This window comes from Bacterioplanes sanyensis, assembly GCF_002237535.1.
Lineage (GTDB): Bacteria > Pseudomonadota > Gammaproteobacteria > Pseudomonadales > Oceanobacteraceae > Bacterioplanes > Bacterioplanes sanyensis_A.
The window spans coordinates 1,781,138-1,800,817 of the sequence record NZ_CP022530.1 but is presented as its reverse complement, the minus strand read 5'-3'; the positions used below and the strand labels follow the sequence as shown (position 1 = coordinate 1,800,817).

The 19,680-nt window shown below is 53.3% G+C and carries 19 protein-coding genes; 6 read left to right on the top strand and 13 right to left on the bottom strand.

Features of this window, described 5'->3' with window-relative positions; all coding sequences use genetic code 11:
* Positions 1–411: 411 nt before the first annotated feature.
* The 5 genes from CHH28_RS08495 to CHH28_RS08475 all read left to right on the top strand — a co-directional run bounded on the left by CHH28_RS08495 (position 412) and on the right by CHH28_RS08475 (position 6,547).
* Entirely contained in the window at positions 412–1,569 is a 1,158-nt protein-coding gene (locus tag CHH28_RS08495) for an AAA family ATPase (protein WP_094059903.1), read from the top strand.
* A 208-nt stretch (positions 1,570–1,777) separates the two neighbouring features.
* Positions 1,778–3,160 carry a serine hydrolase domain-containing protein gene (locus CHH28_RS08490; RefSeq protein ID WP_233243800.1) on the top strand — a complete coding sequence of 461 codons (1,383 nt, stop codon included), beginning with the start codon at positions 1,778–1,780 and terminating at the stop codon, positions 3,158–3,160.
* A 79-nt stretch (positions 3,161–3,239) separates the two neighbouring features.
* Complete coding sequence (locus tag CHH28_RS08485) at positions 3,240–3,716, top strand: CreA family protein (protein ID WP_094059902.1); 477 nt, start codon at positions 3,240–3,242, stop codon at positions 3,714–3,716.
* Between the two features lie 113 nt (positions 3,717–3,829).
* A complete protein-coding gene (locus tag CHH28_RS08480) occupies positions 3,830–5,239 on the top strand; it encodes a class II fumarate hydratase (protein WP_094059901.1) in 1,410 nt (469 codons plus the stop codon).
* Positions 5,240–5,302: 63 nt separating this feature from the next.
* Positions 5,303–6,547 (top strand): MFS transporter, encoded by a 1,245-nt coding sequence (locus tag CHH28_RS08475; protein ID WP_094059900.1) that lies wholly within the window; start codon positions 5,303–5,305, stop codon positions 6,545–6,547.
* Positions 6,548–6,573: 26 nt separating this feature from the next.
* Here CHH28_RS08475 and CHH28_RS08470 read toward each other — a convergent pair whose 3' ends face one another.
* The 12 genes from CHH28_RS08470 to CHH28_RS08415 form a co-directional block, all read right to left on the bottom strand.
* Positions 6,574–6,975 carry a ClpXP protease specificity-enhancing factor gene (locus CHH28_RS08470; RefSeq protein WP_094062019.1) on the bottom strand — a complete coding sequence of 134 codons (402 nt, stop codon included), beginning with the start codon at positions 6,973–6,975 and terminating at the stop codon, positions 6,574–6,576.
* Between the two features lie 13 nt (positions 6,976–6,988).
* Positions 6,989–7,615, bottom strand: coding sequence for a stringent starvation protein SspA (gene sspA, locus CHH28_RS08465; RefSeq protein WP_094059899.1), 627 nt, complete (start codon positions 7,613–7,615; stop codon positions 6,989–6,991).
* Positions 7,616–7,721: 106 nt separating this feature from the next.
* Positions 7,722–8,477 (bottom strand): cytochrome c1, encoded by a 756-nt coding sequence (locus CHH28_RS08460; RefSeq protein WP_094059898.1) that lies wholly within the window; start codon positions 8,475–8,477, stop codon positions 7,722–7,724.
* Positions 8,478–8,479: 2 nt separating this feature from the next.
* Positions 8,480–9,712: a cytochrome b gene (locus tag CHH28_RS08455; protein WP_094059897.1), complete on the bottom strand. Its 1,233-nt coding sequence runs from the start codon at positions 9,710–9,712 to the stop codon at positions 8,480–8,482.
* Positions 9,712–10,308, bottom strand: a complete 597-nt coding sequence (gene petA / locus CHH28_RS08450; protein WP_094059896.1) for a ubiquinol-cytochrome c reductase iron-sulfur subunit — start codon at positions 10,306–10,308, stop codon at positions 9,712–9,714. The genes CHH28_RS08455 and petA overlap by 1 nt, the downstream gene beginning before the upstream one ends.
* Positions 10,309–10,554: 246 nt before the next feature.
* Complete coding sequence (gene rpsI, locus CHH28_RS08445) at positions 10,555–10,947, bottom strand: 30S ribosomal protein S9 (protein WP_094059895.1); 393 nt, start codon at positions 10,945–10,947, stop codon at positions 10,555–10,557.
* 4 nt (positions 10,948–10,951) lie between these two features.
* Complete coding sequence (rplM, locus tag CHH28_RS08440; protein WP_094059894.1) at positions 10,952–11,383, bottom strand: 50S ribosomal protein L13; 432 nt, start codon at positions 11,381–11,383, stop codon at positions 10,952–10,954.
* Positions 11,384–11,501: 118 nt separating this feature from the next.
* Positions 11,502–11,813: a hypothetical protein gene (locus CHH28_RS08435; protein ID WP_094059893.1), complete on the bottom strand. Its 312-nt coding sequence runs from the start codon at positions 11,811–11,813 to the stop codon at positions 11,502–11,504.
* 147 nt (positions 11,814–11,960) lie between these two features.
* A complete protein-coding gene (locus CHH28_RS08430) occupies positions 11,961–13,544 on the bottom strand; it encodes a peptide chain release factor 3 (RefSeq protein WP_094059892.1) in 1,584 nt (527 codons plus the stop codon).
* Positions 13,545–13,891: 347 nt separating this feature from the next.
* The gene (locus tag CHH28_RS08425; RefSeq protein WP_094059891.1) at positions 13,892–14,803 is read right to left on the bottom strand and encodes a TlpA family protein disulfide reductase; all 912 of its coding nucleotides are present in this window, start codon (positions 14,801–14,803) and stop codon (positions 13,892–13,894) included.
* 12 nt (positions 14,804–14,815) lie between these two features.
* Positions 14,816–15,352, bottom strand: coding sequence for a TlpA family protein disulfide reductase (locus CHH28_RS08420; RefSeq protein WP_094059890.1), 537 nt, complete (start codon positions 15,350–15,352; stop codon positions 14,816–14,818).
* Positions 15,353–15,376: 24 nt separating this feature from the next.
* Positions 15,377–16,069: a cytochrome c biogenesis protein CcdA gene (locus CHH28_RS08415; protein ID WP_094059889.1), complete on the bottom strand. Its 693-nt coding sequence runs from the start codon at positions 16,067–16,069 to the stop codon at positions 15,377–15,379.
* Positions 16,070–16,292: 223 nt separating this feature from the next.
* On the opposite strand from CHH28_RS08415, the gene CHH28_RS08410 reads away from it, so the two are divergent.
* Positions 16,293–18,773, top strand: a complete 2,481-nt coding sequence (locus tag CHH28_RS08410) for a winged helix-turn-helix domain-containing protein (protein ID WP_094059888.1) — start codon at positions 16,293–16,295, stop codon at positions 18,771–18,773.
* Between the two features lie 168 nt (positions 18,774–18,941).
* On the opposite strand, the gene elbB is transcribed toward CHH28_RS08410, so the two are convergent.
* Positions 18,942–19,592: an isoprenoid biosynthesis glyoxalase ElbB gene (gene elbB, locus CHH28_RS08405; protein ID WP_094059887.1), complete on the bottom strand. Its 651-nt coding sequence runs from the start codon at positions 19,590–19,592 to the stop codon at positions 18,942–18,944.
* Positions 19,593–19,680 lie beyond the last annotated feature (88 nt).

Sequence of the window (19,680 nt, the reverse complement as noted above, 5' to 3'; positions counted from 1 at the left end):
TATGGCTGAACGGCGTGATCGAAATAGTATCAGCAGGCCCCAGAGCCGTCATAGACCCAGCACGCACCAAGAGCGTCGCAGCGCTCTTGGTGCTGTTCGTGCGTGCTATCGATCAATGTTATGTATGGCGGCAACGCATTGGTTCTGCTGCACGCCTAACCAAACACTGTGATGATTAAATGGGTCTCGGTTTTTAACCATCCACGCCCTGCCGCCGCATCACAGGCCGATTAATACCGATTTTCGCAACCCTCTTTCATTCCAGCGGGGTCACAGTTGGCTCACAAAACTAATTCATACATACTGCTGCCCCTGAGCCTAAGCTATGAGCAGAAATATCTGCGCTAATCGGCAAATAGCCAGCAGGCTCGGTGGTTGTTAGTTACCGTTTTCCGTAGAGTTACACTGTCCATGCTAAGCACCATTGCCATTGCCAACTACCGTTCATTGATTAATCTGATCATGCCACTGGAGCCATTGAACTTGGTTACCGGATTAAATGGCAGCGGTAAATCCAATTTGTATAAGTCACTGCGCTTGCTGGCAGAAACGGCACAGGGCGGTGTTGTCAATGCTCTGGCTCGTGAAGGTGGACTGGAATCGGCGTTTTGGGCTGGGCCTGAAAAATTATCGGCGCGCATGCTAAGCGGAGAGGTAGAAGTACAAGGTGGCCCGCGCCAGCAAGCGTACCGCCTGCGTATGGGCTTTGCCGCGGAAGATTTTGGCTATTGCATTGACCTAGGGCTGCCAACACCATCAAATTCCGCCTTTGCACTGGACCCGGAAATCAAACGCGAATGCATCTGGGCAGGCCCCAGTTATCGACCTGCCAGCGTATTGGTCGAGCGCAAAGGGCCGGTGGTGAAAGTCAAAGAGGGGCGGCGCTGGCAAGTCATCGCCCAACATTTAAATACCTTTGATAGCATGCTCAGCGAAGTGGCCGATGTGCAACTGGCACCGGAGATATTTCATATTCGCGAGACCATTCGCAGCTGGCGTTTTTACGATCATTTCCGCAGCGATGCCAACGCTCCAGCACGACAGCCACATTTAGGCACCCGCACACCGGTATTAAGTCAGGATGGCCATGATTTAGCGGCGGCGCTGCAAACCATTATCGAAATTGGCGATCGACAAGCCTTAGCCGAGTCGATTGATGACGCTTTTCCCGGTGCTCAAATTCAAGTCGATGTACAAGAGGACGGACGCTTCGTATTGCGTTTCTATCAGCACGGATTATTACGCCCGCTTAGCGCAGCCGAGTTATCCGATGGAACCCTCAGATACTTGTTGTGGGTCGCCGCTCTGCTGACGCCACGGCCACCAACATTGATGGTATTAAACGAGCCGGAGACCAGTCTGCACCCGGACTTATTACCTGCCTTAGGGCGGCTGATCAAACGCGCAGCGGCCAATACTCAAGTGTGGGTGGTGTCGCATGCGCGTTTGATGATCAATGAATTATCCGACTCAGCACAGTGCAATGCCATTCATCTGGTCAAAGAGTTAGGCCAGACAGGCATTGAAGACCAAGGACTGCTGGATGCACCGAGCTGGCACTGGCCATAACGCCATGTTCTCGGCCTTTATGGGTACACATAACAAGGTTAATTCGAACACAGGCGCGTCTGTTTGGTTGCCACGGTAAATGTCTTGCAGCCTCGGCATTCGCCTGCCCCATCAGACCAAGCGGCAATTGCCAAATCTGAGCCGCTAGCGCTACAGTAGGGCACAATCTGCTCGAGCACATACCCATACTGCACATGGAGGGGCGTCCGTGCGTTCACTGTTCCTAGGCGGCATCGCCGTTTGTTGTTTAGTCATGCACTCAGCACAGGCCTTGGCTGATCAAACCCACACCAGTCAAACTCACACCAATAAACCTCGGGCCCAGCAACCTCTGACGGCGGAGCAATCCGACCCCAGACATTTGGGTTGGATGCAGGGCTTTCCGCCACCTGTGGATAAACGTATTCAGCAACCCGAGTCCGATTTTTTTAGCTTTCCAAAAATGCGCTGGACGGTGTGCCATATTCGCGAATTAATGCCGACCAAACAGGTGAGCCGCGGCTTAACCGCACCCGTACCGCTCAGCTACGCATTGGATGATGGTATCGATGCCGTGACCTTTACCCCAACGGGAGCTAACAGCCCAATGCGCTGGGATGACTCTCTGGCACACAACTACACCGATGGAATTTTAATTTTGCACAACGGCCAGGTCGTTTATGAAGAATACTCAGGCTGTTTAAATGAGACAGGCAAACACGCTGCCATGTCGATGACCAAGTCGCTCATCGGGCTGTTGGCTGAAATGCTAGTATCGGATCAACTATTGGACCCCGATGCGAGCGTGGCCAGTATTATTCCGGCATTAAAAGACAGCGCCTTTGGCAACGCCAGCGCGCGTGAGGTGATGGACATGACCACCTCACTCAACTACAGCGAGGACTATGCCGACCCCAATGCCGACATTTGGCAATACTCGAAAGCGGCCAGCCCCTTACCCAAAGCGCGCGACTACCGCGGGCCAAACGGCTACTTCGACTATCTCACCACCGTTAAATCCGACGGTAAACATGGCAAGGTCTTCGCCTACAAAACCGTCAATACCGACGTTCTCGGCTGGATCATATCAACCGTCAGCGGACAAGATGTGGCCAGCCTATTATCCGAGCGACTGTGGCGCCCGTTAGGCATGGAGCAAGATGCGTATATGACCGTCGATGGCATAGGCACGCCGTTTGCCGGTGGTGGCTTATCCGCCGGTTTGCGTGACTTGGGCCGACTAGGGCTGCTGCTGTTAAACGATGGTATGTTACAGCAAAAAAGATTGGTCAAAGCTTCGGTAATCGACAGCATCCGCCAAGGCGGCGATAAAAATGCTTTCGCTCAAGCGGGCTACAAAAGTCTGCCTGGCGGCAGTTACCGTAGCATGTGGTGGGTGTTGCATAACGCTCATGGCGCCTATGCCGCGCGTGGCGTTCACGGTCAAACTCTGTATATTGATCCAACCGCCAACATGGTGATTGTGCGCTTTGCCTCGCACCCAACGGCGAAAAACTCTGCCAACGATCCGACCTCACTGCCCGCCTACCAAGCCGTTGCTGAGTATCTGATGCAGCAATCAATGCAGCGCGCGGCTGAGTCAAATGAGTAAATGACAATAACGGTTGCAGCTAGTGGACATAGACGCTCAAATAAACAGCTAAATAAATATTTATGATGGGAGTAAACACATGCGTACACCTTGGATAGTCCTCGCTGCGATCAGCGGCAGTTTACTGATGGGGTGCAGCAACGAGCGCGAAGTGGGTGATGTGTCTCTCGGCTGGTTTACCACCAAAGACGTAAAAATTTCGGTGCTGCAAGATCCGGTCGTGACCGGTGTTACCTGTCATATTGCCAGCGTTGAAGCCGACTTAGACTTTGCCGATCCCAGTGATATGAGCATTGCATGCCGTCAAACGGGAGAAATTACCACCGACATGATGATGTCGATCGACTTGTCGAAATCCGGCGAAGTGGTGTTTAAGCAGTCGAAAAGTATTTTATTTAAAACACTCAAAGTACGGCGCATTTATGACCCACAGTCGGAAACATTGATGTACTTGTCCTATTCCACCAAAGAAGTGAATGGCAGCCATAAACATTCGCTGTCGACCGTGCCATTGTGGGGGACAAAAGCCTACGGCTTCCGGCCGATTACACGCTAATCTCATGCGTCAGCCCAAATAATAGCGATTATCAAAAACTATTAGAACAGATAGGCGGACTCTTCCACACTGGAAACCCGATAAATGCCACAGCAAAGGTAAGGAAGAGCCCAATGACTGAACGTATCGAACGCGATAGCCTAGGTGAGCTGGCGGTACCGGCCAATGCGCTGTACGGCGCACAAACTCAACGTGCCATTAACAACTTCCCCATCAGCGGCCGGCCTATGCCAGTGGCATTTATCCGCGCTCTACTGCAGGCCAAAAAGGCCGCTGCCAGCGCCAATGCGCAACTGCACTTACTGCCTAACGATTTAGCAGACGCCATTATGCAAGCCTGCGATCAACTGCTCAGTGATGAGCAGTTGATGCAGCACTTTCCGGTGGATGTGTTTCAAACCGGTTCAGGCACCAGCACCAATATGAATGCCAATGAAGTACTTGCTACCCTCGCGAATCAAATCGGCGCCGGCGATAACGAACAAACCGCTAGCGCCAACGCGCAAACCGTCAGCGCCAATGATCACGTCAACTATGGCCAAAGCAGCAACGACATTATCCCCTCCACCATTCATATCAGTGCCCTAGTTGAATTACAGCAACAGCTGCTGCCAGCACTGCAGCACTTGCAACTCAACATTGATAACAAAGCACAACAAGTAAGTGGTCATATCAAAACCGGCCGCACCCATCTAATGGACGCCATGCCCATACGCATGGATCAATCTTTATCGGCTTGGTCGGATCAAATTCAAGGTAATATAGAAGCGCTACAAGCGTTAATACCTCAGCTGCAGCAACTGGCCCAAGGCGGCACAGCCGTTGGTACCGGCATCAATGCCCACCCAGACTTCGCACGGCACTTTTGCCAGGCATTAAATGCACAAACCGGTGAGCAGTTTCGCCCAGCCACGAATGCCTTTAGCCATATCGCCAGCCAAGACACCGCTGTACGTCTATCCGGCCTGCTAAAAAGCACCGCCGTGAGTTTAATGAAAATCGCCAATGATCTGCGCTGGATGAACTCAGGCCCATTGGCAGGCCTGGGAGAAATAGAGCTCGAAGCGTTGCAGCCTGGCTCGTCCATTATGCCGGGGAAGGTAAACCCGGTTATTCCAGAAGCTTGCACCATGGTCGCCGCTCAGGTGATCGGAAATGACACTGCCATTTCTGTAGCCGGCCAGTCGGGGAATTTTGAGTTAAATGTGATGCTGCCGCTAATCGCTGACAACCTACTCAGCAGCATTCAGCTACTGAGTAATATCAGCCGGTTAATGGCTGATAAAGCCATCGCCAACTTTCGCGTCAATGAATCCCAATTACAGCAAGCGCTGGACCGCAACCCAATTTTGGTGACAGCGCTTAACCCAATCATTGGCTATAACCAGGCGGCGGCGATTGCCAAACAAGCCTATCAACAAGGCCGACCCATTATCGATGTCGCCGATGAGCAAACCGATCTCAGTCGCGATCAGTTACTGCAGTTATTAAATCCCGAGAAACTTACCCACGGCGGGCTTTAATCGTTGACCTAGAGTAGCCCACACAATGCCAGTAAAATCTCCGCTTTTTGCGGATGGACAACAATGCACGGACGCTATTTACTGACAATTGCCCTCAATGCCTTGTCGCTTGGCATGATCGCCATCAGTTTTATCTGGTGGCTGAATAGTACTCTAGGTGTATTACAAGCTTCTTGGGTGTTAAGCGGCGCGGTGCTCACCTCTGCGCTCACCAGCCTATTCGCTGGCCACTGGCTGGATCGCTACAGTAAAACAGCCCTTCTCGCCTTTTCAGCGCTATTGTGTGCTCTCTGTCTATTTGCCATGGTGGGTTTGATGCATTTCCAAACTCAACATTGGGTCGTTTGGTGCCTTTTTTACAGCGCCTTTGGTATGGCAGGCAGCATTCGCAGCCTAGCGCTCACCACACTATTACGTGATATTGCCAGCAGCGAGCAAGTCTCTCACCTAGTCAGGCGCCGTCATTTAATAACAGAAAGCATCGAGCTGTTGGCCCCATTAACCGCCGGTGCACTGGCCTACGTTTCTGTGCAAGCCAGCCTGATCATGATAGCCAGTATGCAGCTGGTGATATTTGTCTTGTACCGTTCCGCTAGAATAGACGCCTCTCTTCCTTCGGTAGCGAACCAGTCACACACCAGTGTATGGCGCTCTATTTATCTGGGCGCGAAGCTGAAGTGGCGCATGCGCCTGGAGCGCGACCAGCTGCTGGTCATGGCGCTGATGAACATTATGGTGACGGCATTTTTCTTACTATTACTGCCAAACTTAATGCGCGAAAATGAGGGCAATGTTCTTGCTTATGGTATTGCACAATCCGCCGTCGCCGCTGGTGGTTGGGTCACGGCAGCATTTGGCATCAAACTGTTGAGTCGTTGGCTGGCGAAGTATTACCTGTGCAGTGTTGGGCTATTGCTGTTATCGGCTGGGATTATAGGCGCCAGCGTCAGCCACAGCTGGCTATTTTATCTTTCCCTGTTCAGTGCAGGCTTTGGCTTCAGCTTATTTAGCATCAATGGCAACAGTCACCGTATCTTGGCACTTCCCGATCATTTACGCGCACGACTATCTTCTTTCGATATGACCGTAGGCGCTGCGACCCGTTTTATCGGGTTAAGTCTGACCGGTGCACTGCTACAGGTTGCCTCCAGCAACGATATTATTTATGGCTATGGCGTTCTGCTACTTGTACTGTCGCTTGTGATGCTCGCCATCCCAGACTACAAAGAGTTTATGTCGCTCCCCCATGAACAAGCAGAAAACTATTACGCCCGCAAATATGCGCAACAAGTAAGCGAGACGGCATAAAAAACGCCCGCATTTGCGGGCGTTTTTTATTTAACCACTTTCAAAGATGGCCGACTGCCACTGGGCTCTGGCTCAGGTGCCTGCGGCGGTGGTGTCGAATCATCCGGATCCGGTGCACCGGCTTCAGAACCAAACACCATGCCCTGGCCATTTTCTCGCGCATAAATCGCTAAAATGGCCACCACAGGGACAAAGACGGTCATGGGCACACCGCCAAAACGGGCGCTAAACGACAGTCCATCCGAGTTAATGGTCAGACCTTGCACCGCCGTTGGGCTGATGTTCAGCACAATTTGGCCGTTGGTGACATAGTCTTGCGGTACCTGCACACCGGGCAGTCCGGCGTCCACTAACACATAAGGAGTACAATCGTTATCCAGTATCCACTCGTTCAGAGCGTTCACTAAATAGGGACGACTTGGGCTCATCTTTTGCGCCATATCAGTCGCGCATCTCGCGCTCTGCTTCTGACAGGCTCGCCTGGAAGGCTTCGCGCTCAAACAAGCGCTCCATGTATTGCAGCATGGCTTTGCACTGCGCTTCTGGCAGTTCAATGCCCAGTGCTGGCAAGCGCCATAAAATTGGGGCCACACAGCAATCGACGATGGAGAATTCTTCGCTCATAAAGAACGGCAGCTCGCCAAAGATAGGTGCCACAGTCACCAGGCTGTCGGTCAGCTCTTTACGAGCCGCATCGACCTCTTTGCCTTTGCCCTTCAAAATGGTGTCGATCAGACCACACCAGTCCTGCTCGATGCGCTTAATCCACAAACGGCTTTGCGCACGGGCTACGGGATAAACCGGCAACAAGGGCGGGTGTGGAAAGCGCTCATCCAGGTATTCCATCATGACGTTGGAGTCGTACAACACCAGGTCACGATCTACCAGAGTTGGCAGTGAGTTGTATGGGTTGAGGCTCGACAGGTCCTCAGGTGTGTTGTCTGGGTCGGTATCGTGAATTTCGACAGCCACCCCTTTTTCAGCCAGCACGATGCGTACACGATGACTGAAGTGATCCGCTGGATCAGAAAAAAACGTCATGGAAGAGCGTTTAGCTACAACCCCCATAAATTCCTCACTTGTTTCAAAAACAAAGACAGCCCGGACGCAAAGCGCACCGGGCATGAAGATCACGTCGGCGTCGGAGCCGCTCAAACGGCTCCGGCCAGCGGTGCTATTTTATATCTTTCCAGTATTCTTTGTTCAGTAAATATACTGGAATAAAGAAGATACCGAGGAACAACAACACCCAGAAGCCCAAACGCTCACGCTCAGTCGCGATCGGTTCGGCCACATACGTCATGAAGTTGACCAGATCGAAGATCAGTGTGTCATATTCTTCTGCACTTAGCTGTCCTTCTTCCGCCAAGTACAGAACACCGTCACGTTCTTCGGTGATTTCCTGACCAGTCAGGGTGTCATAACCGACAGCCACATGCGCTGTGCCCATCAGCTGACGACCTTGCAAGTCGGCCAATACGTGCGGCATACCGACGTCTTTAAACACGGCATTGTTCACGCCCCAAGGACGCTTAGGATCTTCGTAGAAGCTGCGCAGGTAGGTGTACAACCAATCTGGACGACGCACACGTGCCACCAGCGTCAAGTCTGGCGGTGTGGCACCGAACCATTCTTTGCCATCTTGTGGACGCATGGCATTGGTCATCAACTCACCGATTTTCTTATCGGCAAACACCAGATTTTCCATCATCAGATCTTCTGGAATATCCAGGTCTTTCGCCACACGGTTGTAGCGTGAATGCTCCAGCGAGTGACAGCCCATGCAGTAGTTCAAGTAGGTCTGCGCACCACGCTGCAACGACGCTTTGTCGTGCAGGTCTGTGCGGTGTTCATCCAGATGAACGTTGCTACCCGCCGCCATGGCCAAAGCAGGCACAACGGCGGCAATTAAAGCAAATAACTTCTTCATTCTTAGTGGCCTCCGGTGACGCGCTCAGGAACTGGCTTGGTTTTCTCAATGCGGGTGTAAACCGGCATGAGAAGGAAGAACGCGAAGTAAATCACCGTACCAATACGCGCCATCAAGGTATTTGGACCCGTCGCTGGCTGAGTACCCAACCAAGTCAGAATCACAAACGCAATGGCAAACACAACAATTGAGATCTTGCTGATCCAACCTTTGTAACGCCAGCTGCGCACCGGGCTGCGATCCAGCCATGGCAATACGAACAGAATGGCAATCGCACCACCCATCGCAATCACACCAGCCGCTTTATCTGGGAAGGCACGCAGAATTGAGTAGAACGCACCAAAGTACCAAACCGGCGCAATGTGCTCAGGTGTCTTCAGGCCGTTAGCTGGCTCGAAGTTGGCGTATTCCAGCATGAAGCCGTTGCCTTCAGGGAAGAAGAACAGCACCACACAGAACACGAACAAGAACACCACGATGCCGACCATGTCGTGCACGGTGTAGTACGGGTGGAAAGGAACGCCATCCAGCGGCTTGCCTTCGTCGTCCACCAGCTTCTTAATATCAACGCCATCTGGGTTGTTAGAACCCACTTCGTGCAGTGCCAGCAAGTGCAATACCACCAGCATCACAATCACCAGTGGTACCGCCACGACGTGCAAAGCGAAGAAGCGGTTCAGTGTGGCGCCAGAAATCAGGAAGTCACCACGGATCCACTCAGTCAGGGCTTCACCCAGACCAAAAGGAATCACACCAAACAGCGAAATAATTACCTGAGCACCCCAGTACGACATCTGACCCCATGGCAGTACGTAGCCCATAAAGGCCTCGGCCATCAGCGCCAGGTACAGGAACATACCGAAGATCCAGATCAGCTCACGTGGCTTTTGGTACGATCCGTACAGCAGCGCCCGCATCATGTGCAGGTAAATCGCGATAAAGAAGAAGGTCGCACCGGTGGAGTGCATGTAGCGAATCAGCCAGCCCCACTGCACATCACGCATGATGTACTCAACTGAGGCAAACGCGCCTTCAGCACTGGGGACGTAGTTCATGGTCAACCAGATGCCCGACAGGATCTGATTCACCAGCATCAACATCGACAGTACGCCGAAGAAGTACCAGAAGTTGAAGTTCTTCGGAGCATAGTACTTGGACATATGCTTTTCGTAGGTCTGAGTGACCGGCAGACGATCGTCAATCCAGCCCATCAGCGTGTTTTGCTGCTTGCTCATCAGGCGTTCTCCTCGTCAATACCAATGACGACGACGTTGTCGCTTTCATAAGAATGCGGTGGCACTTCTAAGTTGTCAGACGCCGGAGAGCCTGCGAATACGCGGCCAGCCAGGTCAAACTTAGAGCCGTGGCATGGGCAGAACCAACCGCCTTTCCACTCAGGGTCGAACGGCTCAGGCTTCACCTCAGCAAAGTACTTAGGCGCACAGCCCAGGTGCGTACACACGCCCAACAGCACGATCACTTCAGGACGACGTGAGCGACCTTCGTTGTCGGCGTAGTCCGGTTGCTGCGCTTTGTTGGCGTTGCTCGGATCTTTCAATTGATCGCTCAGGGTCGACAACGTCTGCAATGCGTCATCCGAACGACGGGCTACATACACCGGCTTACCACGCCACTCGGCGGTGAGCATGGCTCCGGGTTCAAGTTTACTGATATCGACCTTTGCCGGAGCACCTGCCGCTTTTGCCTTCTCACTTGGAGTCCAAGATTTGACGAAGGGCACAGCGACGAAGCCAGCACCGACAGCACCGACAGCAGCGGTCGCACCTACCAATAGGGTGCGGCGACCATGGTTCACGCCGTCTTGACTCATTACCATCTTCTCCCATCAACAAGAATTCTTATGTAGCCGCGCGCCTGGGGTGATGTTTTGTACAATTTTTGTACAGGCTTAGCGTAGCATACAGAGCGGCGCACATACTAATTAAAATACCCCGCTGAAACAAGGTAGAAAGCCGTCTGGGAGGGGTATGAAGGGCATAAAAAAAGCGTCTCTTGATCTATGCCAAGAGACGCTTTTTTAAGCGCAGAAGCTGGCAGCAGAATGCTGCCAAATTCATTAACGCTTGGAGAATTGTGGCTTCTTACGTGCTTTACGCAGACCCACTTTCTTACGCTCAACTTCACGAGCATCACGAGTTACATAACCCGCAGCACGCAGAGTAGGACGCAAGGTTTCGTCGTATTGCATCAGAGCACGGGTAATACCGTGACGGATAGCACCAGCTTGGCCGTTGCCGCCGCCGCCCTGAACGTTGACGATGATGTCGAATTTTTCCAGGCTCTCGGTCAGAGTCAGAGGCTGACGAACCACCATGCGAGCGGTTTCACGGCCAAAGTACTCATCCAGAGGACGCTTGTTAACCAAGATGCTGCCGGTACCCGGACGCAAGAAAACACGTGCAGTAGAAGTCTTGCGACGGCCAGTACCGTAGTATTGAGAAGCTGCCATCGTATTATCCCAGTTTCAGTTCCTGTGGCTGTTGAGCAGTATGAGGGTGCTCACCGCCAGCGTAGACTTTCATTTTCTTGAACATGGCGCGACCCAGAGGGTTCTTAGGCAGCATGCCTTTAACGGCCAGTTCGATAACCTGTTCTGGCTTGTAGTCGATCAGCTTGTCAAAAGAGATAGACTTCAAACCACCAGGGTAACCAGTGTGACGGTGATACATTTTATCACTGCCCTTGTTACCGGTTACTTTGATTTTGTCGGCGTTGATCACAACGATGTAATCGCCGGTATCTACGTGTGGAGTGTATTCTGGCTTGTGCTTGCCTCTCAAACGGCGAGCAACCTCAGTGGCCAGGCGACCCAGCGTCTGCTCAGCTGCATCAACAACAAACCAGTCACGTTTTACGGTTTCGGGTTTTGCGCTGTAAGTTTTCATCAATTTCTCGCCTTTAAGGGCAGGTTGATTCGAAAAGAGGGCGGCATTCTATAGGAAGACCCAACACTGCGCAAGCCGATTTGTTGTTTGTTTGTTCAGTTCTGAGCGGATGCCAAAATCAGAACTGTTCCGGCTCGTGGAAGCGCACCAAACCGAAGATCAGCGCCAGTAAACTGGCCATGACGTTCAGCAAGATGGCCAGAGCCATCATGGTGGATGTGTTGTCCGACGCATCATACCCGAGCATCTGTCCAGCCACAAACGCTCCAGCCGCGGCTGCAAAGCCGATGATGATGCAGGCGATCAAATAATAGCCTTTGCCATCATCCAAACTCAGGGTCTCGTTCACCACTTTTTGCTGCAGCCAAAAATAAACAGCCAAACACACGCCTGCAGCCGCCATTACTCCGACAATAAAAAAGCCCAGCATAAGGTCAGTCCGTTTTCTCTTGCTCAAGACATAAACAGACTAGTCGATTCTAACTGTCAGGCAAGTCAGGCATGACCTGGCACCCAGCGACATGTCGGGTGCCAGCAAAGCCCAATATCGTTCCCAATACCGGGCTTAGCGCCGAAATTAGTGCTCGCGAGTATCGCGGAAGCGGATGTCCGGCCAACGCTCCTGCGTCAGGCTCAGGTTTACCCGGCTAGGGGCGATATAAGTCAGATAGCCACCACCATCAATGGCCAGGTTCTCAGCGCCCTTGCGTTTAAAGTCTTCCAGCATGCGTTCATCGTCGCACTCGACCCAACGCGCGGTATTGACGTTAATCGGCTCGTAAATACATTCCACTTTGTATTCATCACGCAAGCGCTGCTGCACCACATCAAACTGCAGCACACCCACTGCGCCCAAGATCAAGTCGTTGTTATTCAACGGCATAAACAACTGTGTCGCGCCCTCCTCTGACAACTGCTGCAAACCTTTTTGCAACTGTTTCATTTTCAGTGGGTCTTTTAAGCGCACGCGCTTAAACAGTTCCGGCGCAAAGTGCGGAATGCCGGTAAATTGCAGCTCTTCACCCTGGGTGAAAGTATCACCAATTTGGATGGTGCCATGATTGTGCAAACCGATGATGTCACCAGAAATGGCTTCTTCGACATTGGAGCGATCGCCGGCTAAAAAGGTCACCGCATCGGCGATTTTAATGTCTTTGCCCATGCGGGTATGACGCATTTTCATACCGCGGGTATAGGCTCCCGAGCAAACACGCATAAAAGCAATACGGTCACGATGCTTCGGGTCCATGTTGGCCTGAATTTTAAAAATAAAGCCGCTGAATTTATCTTCCGTCGGTGCCACTTCGCGCTCGTTGGTTTGACGTGCGATCGGCGCTGGCGCCCAATCGACAAAATAATCCAACATTTCGCGAATACCGAAGTTGGCCAACGCGGTTCCGAAGAACACCGGTGTCATCTCACCGCGCAGATACGCATCGAGGTCGAACTCGTGACTGGCGCCACGCACCAGCTCAATCTCTTCCAGCAATTCATCGACAACATCATCGCCCAACTGCTGACGCGCTTCTGCGCTGTCCAGCCCCTGGATTTGGATATCATCCGGCACCACGCTGTTTTGCCCTGGGGTGAAAATATGCACGGTATCTTTATACAGGTTATAGACCCCCTGGAAGGCTTTCCCCATGCCAATCGGCCAAGTAATAGGCGCACATTGAATATTCAATACCGTTTCGATTTCATCTAACACTTCAATATGGTCGCGTACTTCGCGGTCCATTTTGTTGATAAAGGTGAAAATCGGCGTATCGCGCAGCCGGCACACGTCCATCAGTTTGATGGTCCGGTCTTCCACACCTTTGGCGCCGTCGATCACCATCAATACCGAGTCCACTGCAGTCAGGGTACGGTAGGTATCTTCTGAGAAGTCCTCGTGCCCTGGGGTGTCGAGCAGGTTTACCATGCGCTCTTTATAAGGGAACTGCATCACCGAGGTAGTAATCGAAATACCCCGGTCCTGCTCCATTTGCATCCAATCCGAGGTCGCCATACGGCCGGTCTTTTTACCTTTGACGGTACCGGCTAGCTGAATGGCATTACCCAATAGCAGCAGCTTTTCGGTAATGGTGGTTTTACCCGCATCCGGGTGCGAAATAATGCCAAACGTCCGGCGCTTGGCGATTTCATGTTGTAACTGAGACATAAATAACTTCTATAACTGACGTGGCCGACCGGGCCAAACCTGTTTCAAGTTATCGGCGCAGTGGCGAGTGATTCAATAATGTGGCCGACATTCTCGCTGATACGCGCCCTAGACACAATGTGCGGGCAGTGTGCGGGGCGTGTATGAAAGGTGCGCGCAACGATGAACGAGCGCAGATTAGGCAAACGAACAGAGTAAGACGAGCCGACTGATTTCAGAAACAACTTACAGAAACAACAGTACTTATTCCGGCAACCCAAACGTAAGCGCATAAATAGAAGTACAAAAGGCCGATTCAGCACCGAGCGGCGCAGAGAGCGCGCCCAGTGCTGAGTTGGCCAATCAGATTACAGACTTGCGGCCAGCGACTGGCGCTGTGCCAGCTTGCCATCGGCATCAACTTCCACCACATAAGGTGTCGATAACACGCCAAAGCGGCCAAACAGCTGATTATTTTGGTCAAACACCACAGGCAGCGACAAGTCAAAGCGCTGCAGGAAGGCTTCGGCGATGTCTTGGCTGACATAAAAGCCGTTCATCACCCCCAACCAACCTTGCGAAGAGTGCTTCAGCGTCTGACTCAATTGCTGCAATTCCTGCTCACAACCGGGGAAATGCGGCATCGGGCATAAAGAATCAAGAAACACAATTCGCCCACCCTGGTTCTGTTGATACCAAGATGCCAGATCAATCTTCTCCCCCGTCATGGTGGTGACCACAGCGCTGGGCGCGGTGTCGCCCGCCTGCACATAGTGATAATCAAAACCCTCAATGGTGTCCGCAGTAGGCATCGCATCGGCGGTGATCGGATCGACCTTCGGTGCCAACTTCAGATGCTGACGCAAGGCGGCGTAGTCACCGGCGAATTCCACCTCGCCCTCGCGCAACAACACATGGTACGGCGACGACCAGACGTTAAAGTGTTGCATCCATTGCAGCTGTGCATCCACCACCATCGGGCGCATATCCGGGAACAACTGCTGATATTCCGCCACCTGCTCTCGTGTGATGTTCAGCTCTGGCTGCACCCACAATACTGGATACTGGCGAGTAAACTCTTGCGGCAGCTGCTGCCATTGCAGCTCCGCCCCGTGGCCGGAGTAACTGGCAAAGATATCCATAAACACCAAGTGACGGCGCGCCTGCTGCTCTAGCTCCACCGCCTGGCCGTCGGTGTTGTGCTGTGTCGGAATATCACCGCTATACGCCCACTGCGAGCACACCAGCAGCATCACCGCCCAAACTGTATTCATATTCATAGCCGCCTCCACTTAGCGCTGTGCCCGGAGTCGATCGGTGCGACTCATTAACGGTTGGTTGACCTGCTTTAGCATCTGATCCAACTGATCACCGGCCTGAAAGGTGCGCAAGACGATGTCGCCATGACGATCAATCAATACCGAGTGTGGCGTGCCAACAACGCCATACAAGCGTGTCAGTTTGCCATCGCTATCAAACACCGTTGGCAGTCCATAGCCCTGCTGCTGATAGAGTTGGTTGATGTTCGACACCGAGTCATTCAGACCGATGTTGACCGTCATCACCACCAGGTCGTCGTACTGCTCGCGAATGTGTTTTAGGTGCGGCATCTCTGCTTTGCAGTAGCTGCACCAGGTGGCCCAAAACTTCAGGTACACCGGCTGCTTGCCGCGGTAATCGGACAAATCAAACACCTCACCATCAATGGTGGTGGCTTTGAAGTCGGGCGCGGCATCGCCCGCCTGTGGAGCCGCCATCGCCACGCCTGAGGTCAGTGTCAGAGCCAGCACCCAGCTATTTACTGAGGACATCATCGAGTACATACGCATAGGTATTCTCCTAGTTATGCGGAACTAAAAAAGATGGGGAAAGAGAGATCGAAGTAAAAAGAAGGCACCGGCCAACGCCATCAACGCGGCAAAGAAGCGCGTCACTAACGTCATCCAGGCACCGGATTTGGGTAAACGATTGAGCAAACCGGAAAAGCTGCCCACCGCCATCAGCAACAAACTCATGCCCACGGCGAAGGCAAACATCAGCAGTGCCGCCCACAGCTGATCACCTTGGCTGGCGACATACAGCAGCAGCATGCCCAGCACTGGTGAAGTGCACGGCGCCATCACCAGCCCCGACAGCAAGCCGGCGATGGCAACATTCAGCAGCGCTGAGTGGCGGTTGGACGACGACCATTGCGGCATCGGAATACGGACCCAGCCCATCATCCAAGCGGCCATCAACCAGCAAAATGATGCCATCACCACCAAGGTCAACGGGTGGCTGGCAACACTGCCAAACAACTGGCCACTACTGGCCGCCAATACGCCCAACAAGGCGTACACCAGCGCTAGGCACAATACGTACACCAGCGTCAGCCACACGGCCGAGGCCGGTTTGCTGGCCTGATGGCCGATCACCGCCGCCGTCACCGGAATCATGGGATACACACACGGGGTTAAACTGGTCAGTACACCAGTGGCAAACACCAGCGCGACCACCCACAGCGAATAGTCCTGTGCCTGTAAGGCAGATTGAATTAAGGCTTCCATCACGTCACTCCTGTTGAGGTGGCCAGTGTCACGCTGGCACCGCTCAGGACCTATCAAAGGTGGATAAAATCGCCGCAAAATCGCCGCAAAATCGCCGTGAAATTTTTATTTATTGTTATTTTTCAATAACTTACAGAACAACAAAGAAAGGAGCACAGGGTATAGAAATGCCATCAATTGACGTATGATTTAGCCTCTTTTCAGCCCGATCTGATGAACTCTTATGTCGTATTACCATTTTGCTGGCTGGCAATTTGATCCCCACAGCGGCGAACTGAAAAACGCCGACACCACCTCACAGCTGCGACACAAGGTGGCCAGTTTGCTGAGCTACTTGTTGCAGCATCGACAGCGCATCATCAGTAAGGAAGAGCTGCTCAACCAGCTGTGGCAGCATGGCGAGTTTCGCGAAAACGCCCTCACCCAAAGCGTGCGCGAGCTGCGCAAAGCGCTGGGCGATCAGGCGCAACAGCCGACCTTTATTCGCACCTTTCCGCAGCGCGGCTATCAGTGGATATGCCCAGTATCAGCCAGCCCCGGCAGCAATGCGCTTGAGGCAGACACTAGCGCTACCGAGTCAGACAGTTCCAAGGCACTGCCAGCACACGGTCTGCCAGAACAGGTTCGGCCGGAGCAGATTCGGCCGGAGCAGGCTCAGCCAGACAAGGCTCAAGCAGAAAAAGCCGCACCAGAAAACTCCATAGCCGATACCCGCCCCTTGTTCAGCAAAGGAGTGCGAGCACGCTTACCGCAGCTGAGCCTGGTAACCGTCGCTTTGTTGGCGTTGATAGTGCTGGTCAGCTGGTGGCCGACGCCCGACGTTTCCGGCGCCGAAGAGGGCGTGCTGATCTTGCCGTTCAGCAACCAAACCGGCGATAACAGCCAGGACTGGGTGCAACTGGGGCTGGCCGACATGGTGTTTGTCGCCTTGCAACAGCGCAGTCAGCACCGTCTGATTGCACCGCATCAAGCGCGCCAATGGCTGGCGCAATCCGGTGTGGTGTTACCTGCGGTGCCGATGACGCTGCAAGGGCTATTAAATGAATACCAATTGGGAGCAGCGCTGCAAGCCAGTGTGCGCCAGCATCAGGGTCAGCAAGTGCTGGATTTTCAGCTCATTTTTGCTGACGGCCGGCAGCAGCAAGGCAGCATCAGCTACCCCTCATTGGCCGCTTCCAGCGAGGCGGTGGCGCAGCAACTGCAGCGTTTGTTGCAACCCGACATGCCAGCGCAACCGACCATGCCCAAAGCACAGGACCCTGTCGCCGCCACCGCCATGGCCGAAGGCATCAGCGCGTTGCAACATCAGGGCGCCCAGCAAGCGCAGCGCTACTTTACTGCCAGCCAGGTGATCGAGCCGGAGAATATCTGGATTCAAGCGTTAACCGCGCACGCTCAGGTACTCACCGGCGACTGGCACCAAGCCGAGCAGCAGCTGCTAAAGCTGGCTCAACAAACTGTGCCGACCATGTTGTCGGCCTACGTTCATTATTGGCTGGCCGAGCTGCGTTGGCGCCAAGGCGTCGATGCGGCGCAGATACGTCCGTTACTTGAAAAAACACTGGCACTGGCGCGACAAAGTCAGGATCAAGAGCGCATCGTTGCCACTTATCAACTCGAGTCACGCCTGGCGTGGCAACAAAACGACTGGCAAGCGCACCACCTGGCCATCGAAAAGATGCAACAGCACCTGCCCCCGCGCACCCATACGGCGATGCACGCCGACAGTCTGTTTTATCGCGGCAACCCAGCGGAAGTTGGGTTAGAGCGCAGCCCGCTGAACGATTTGCAACACAATGCCCAACATCTGCAGCAAGCGCTGAACCTCTATCAACAGCTCGGCCAAACCCCAGACATCGTCGCCAGCCAGTTTGCTCTAGCACGCAATTTTTCATTGCCATTGGAACAGCGCCAGCAACATCTGCAGCAGGCACTCGATGGGTATCAACAGCTGCGCTACCCGTATGAGCTGATGCAAGTGCAACTGTACGCGGGCTACTTTCATATGCAGCTGCACCAAGGCGACATAGCCGAGCAATATTTCCTGCAGGCAACCGAGCTGGCCAATCAGTTAGGCAGCCATCATTGGCAACAAGTTGGCCACTTTTATCAGTCGTTTGCGCTGCTGGATCAGGGGTTGGATCAGCAGCAACGTGGCGGTCATAGCCAACGCCCGGAGTTTCTGCACCAAGCCATCAGCGCCTTCGAGCAGTATTTGGCGGGGGAGCACAATCCGTATTGGCATGCCGCAGCGCGCATCTTTTTGGGCTGGGCCCACAACGACCTAGGTAATTATGAGCAAGCGGCCAGCTTATTTGCGCAAGCCTATGAGCAAAATCAACGCTTAAATATGCCAGTCAGCGCCGCCTACGCAGATTTCAGTTGGATGTATGCACAACTGCAAATGCAACAACCGCAAGCGGTGATCGAGCGCGCTGCCGAGCGCGCGCCCAGCACACGGCTGCAAGCGCGCTATCTGGCTAGGGCCTGGCATGAAACCGGCAACAACCAGCAAGCAGCCCAGGTTCTGGCCGAGTTCGCCGAGCGTTATCCGCAGCAGTGGCAAGCCGCCGATGAGCAACGTCTAAACGATTATCGCCGCACCGCACAGCCGTCCGTTTTGGCCGCCGAGCTGATGCCGCATCTGGTGTATTGTGAATCGGACTGGGAATTGCCTGAACTGAGCCAGTTACTGTCGCGATAATCTCGAACGTTAATTTACCGGCAGAACAGCAGCGGAAAACAACGGCGGCTGCTTTAAAGGACAGGGCCGAGAACTGGCCCTGCTACCAGAGAATCAGCCCGCTCGGTAAAACAGCAGCGAGCCCTGATCGAATAGCGTCTTGTGCTACGCCATGTATTAGGCCATTTACTAAGCCATGGCCACCACTTGCTGTACCAACTTCTGAATACCGGCTGATGCCTCACTGATGCGGCCAGCCAACATATAAGCAGGCGTGGTCACCAGCTTGTTGTTGTGATCGATAACAATGTCTTCCACTGCACAATCGACATGCTGCCCGCCCATGGAGCTAATGGCCGCTGCGGTATCGGCATCGTTGCCAATGGTGCACTGACTGCCCTGACCAATCAGCTTCGGCGCCAACGCCGGTGCGATACAGACCAACCCTACAGGCTTGCCCGCGCTGTGTATGGCATGGACAAACGCTTGCACATCGGCGTTGATAGAGCACTCTGCACCTTGCACAGCAAAATCACTGAGGTTTTTCGCCGCACCAAAACCGCCGGGAATAATCAAAGCGTCATAATCGTTGGGATTGGCTTCTGCCAAATCCATAATTTGACCGCGACAAATACGTGCAGCCTCGGTCAACACGTTACGCTGCTCGGGCATTTCATCGCCAGTGCGATGATCAAGCACATGCATCTGCTCAATATTGGGGGCCATACACTGATACTCAGCGTCAGCTTGCTCAATATGCAATAAGGTGAGCACCGACTCGTAGATTTCCGCGCCGTCGTACACGCCGCAACCGGCCAAGATAACCGCTACTTTTTTCATGGAATACCTCCGTGTTGGGAACAAATGATCATACTGCCATTAATGCAAGGTTAATCAACAGGGAGCCGTTCCAAACAGGTGCGCTTAT

Coding starts and splice junctions, on each gene's coding strand:
- CHH28_RS08460 (WP_094059898.1), bottom strand. CDS start 8,477: ATGAAGAAGTTATTTGCTTTAATTGCCGCCGTTGTGCCTGCTTTGGCC.
- sspA (WP_094059899.1), bottom strand. CDS start 7,615: ATGGGGGTTGTAGCTAAACGCTCTTCCATGACGTTTTTTTCTGATCCA.
- CHH28_RS08485 (WP_094059902.1), top strand. CDS start 3,240: ATGCGTACACCTTGGATAGTCCTCGCTGCGATCAGCGGCAGTTTACTG.
- rplM (WP_094059894.1), bottom strand. CDS start 11,383: ATGAAAACTTACAGCGCAAAACCCGAAACCGTAAAACGTGACTGGTTT.
- CHH28_RS08415 (WP_094059889.1), bottom strand. CDS start 16,069: ATGGAAGCCTTAATTCAATCTGCCTTACAGGCACAGGACTATTCGCTG.
- rpsI (WP_094059895.1), bottom strand. CDS start 10,947: ATGGCAGCTTCTCAATACTACGGTACTGGCCGTCGCAAGACTTCTACT.
- CHH28_RS08480 (WP_094059901.1), top strand. CDS start 3,830: ATGACTGAACGTATCGAACGCGATAGCCTAGGTGAGCTGGCGGTACCG.
- elbB (WP_094059887.1), bottom strand. CDS start 19,592: ATGAAAAAAGTAGCGGTTATCTTGGCCGGTTGCGGCGTGTACGACGGC.
- petA (WP_094059896.1), bottom strand. CDS start 10,308: ATGAGTCAAGACGGCGTGAACCATGGTCGCCGCACCCTATTGGTAGGT.
- CHH28_RS08410 (WP_094059888.1), top strand. CDS start 16,293: ATGTCGTATTACCATTTTGCTGGCTGGCAATTTGATCCCCACAGCGGC.
- CHH28_RS08420 (WP_094059890.1), bottom strand. CDS start 15,352: ATGCGTATGTACTCGATGATGTCCTCAGTAAATAGCTGGGTGCTGGCT.
- CHH28_RS08495 (WP_094059903.1), top strand. CDS start 412: ATGCTAAGCACCATTGCCATTGCCAACTACCGTTCATTGATTAATCTG.
- CHH28_RS08475 (WP_094059900.1), top strand. CDS start 5,303: ATGCACGGACGCTATTTACTGACAATTGCCCTCAATGCCTTGTCGCTT.
- CHH28_RS08455 (WP_094059897.1), bottom strand. CDS start 9,712: ATGAGCAAGCAGCAAAACACGCTGATGGGCTGGATTGACGATCGTCTG.
- CHH28_RS08470 (WP_094062019.1), bottom strand. CDS start 6,975: ATGAGCCCAAGTCGTCCCTATTTAGTGAACGCTCTGAACGAGTGGATA.
- CHH28_RS08435 (WP_094059893.1), bottom strand. CDS start 11,813: ATGCTGGGCTTTTTTATTGTCGGAGTAATGGCGGCTGCAGGCGTGTGT.
- CHH28_RS08430 (WP_094059892.1), bottom strand. CDS start 13,544: ATGTCTCAGTTACAACATGAAATCGCCAAGCGCCGGACGTTTGGCATT.
- CHH28_RS08425 (WP_094059891.1), bottom strand. CDS start 14,803: ATGAATATGAATACAGTTTGGGCGGTGATGCTGCTGGTGTGCTCGCAG.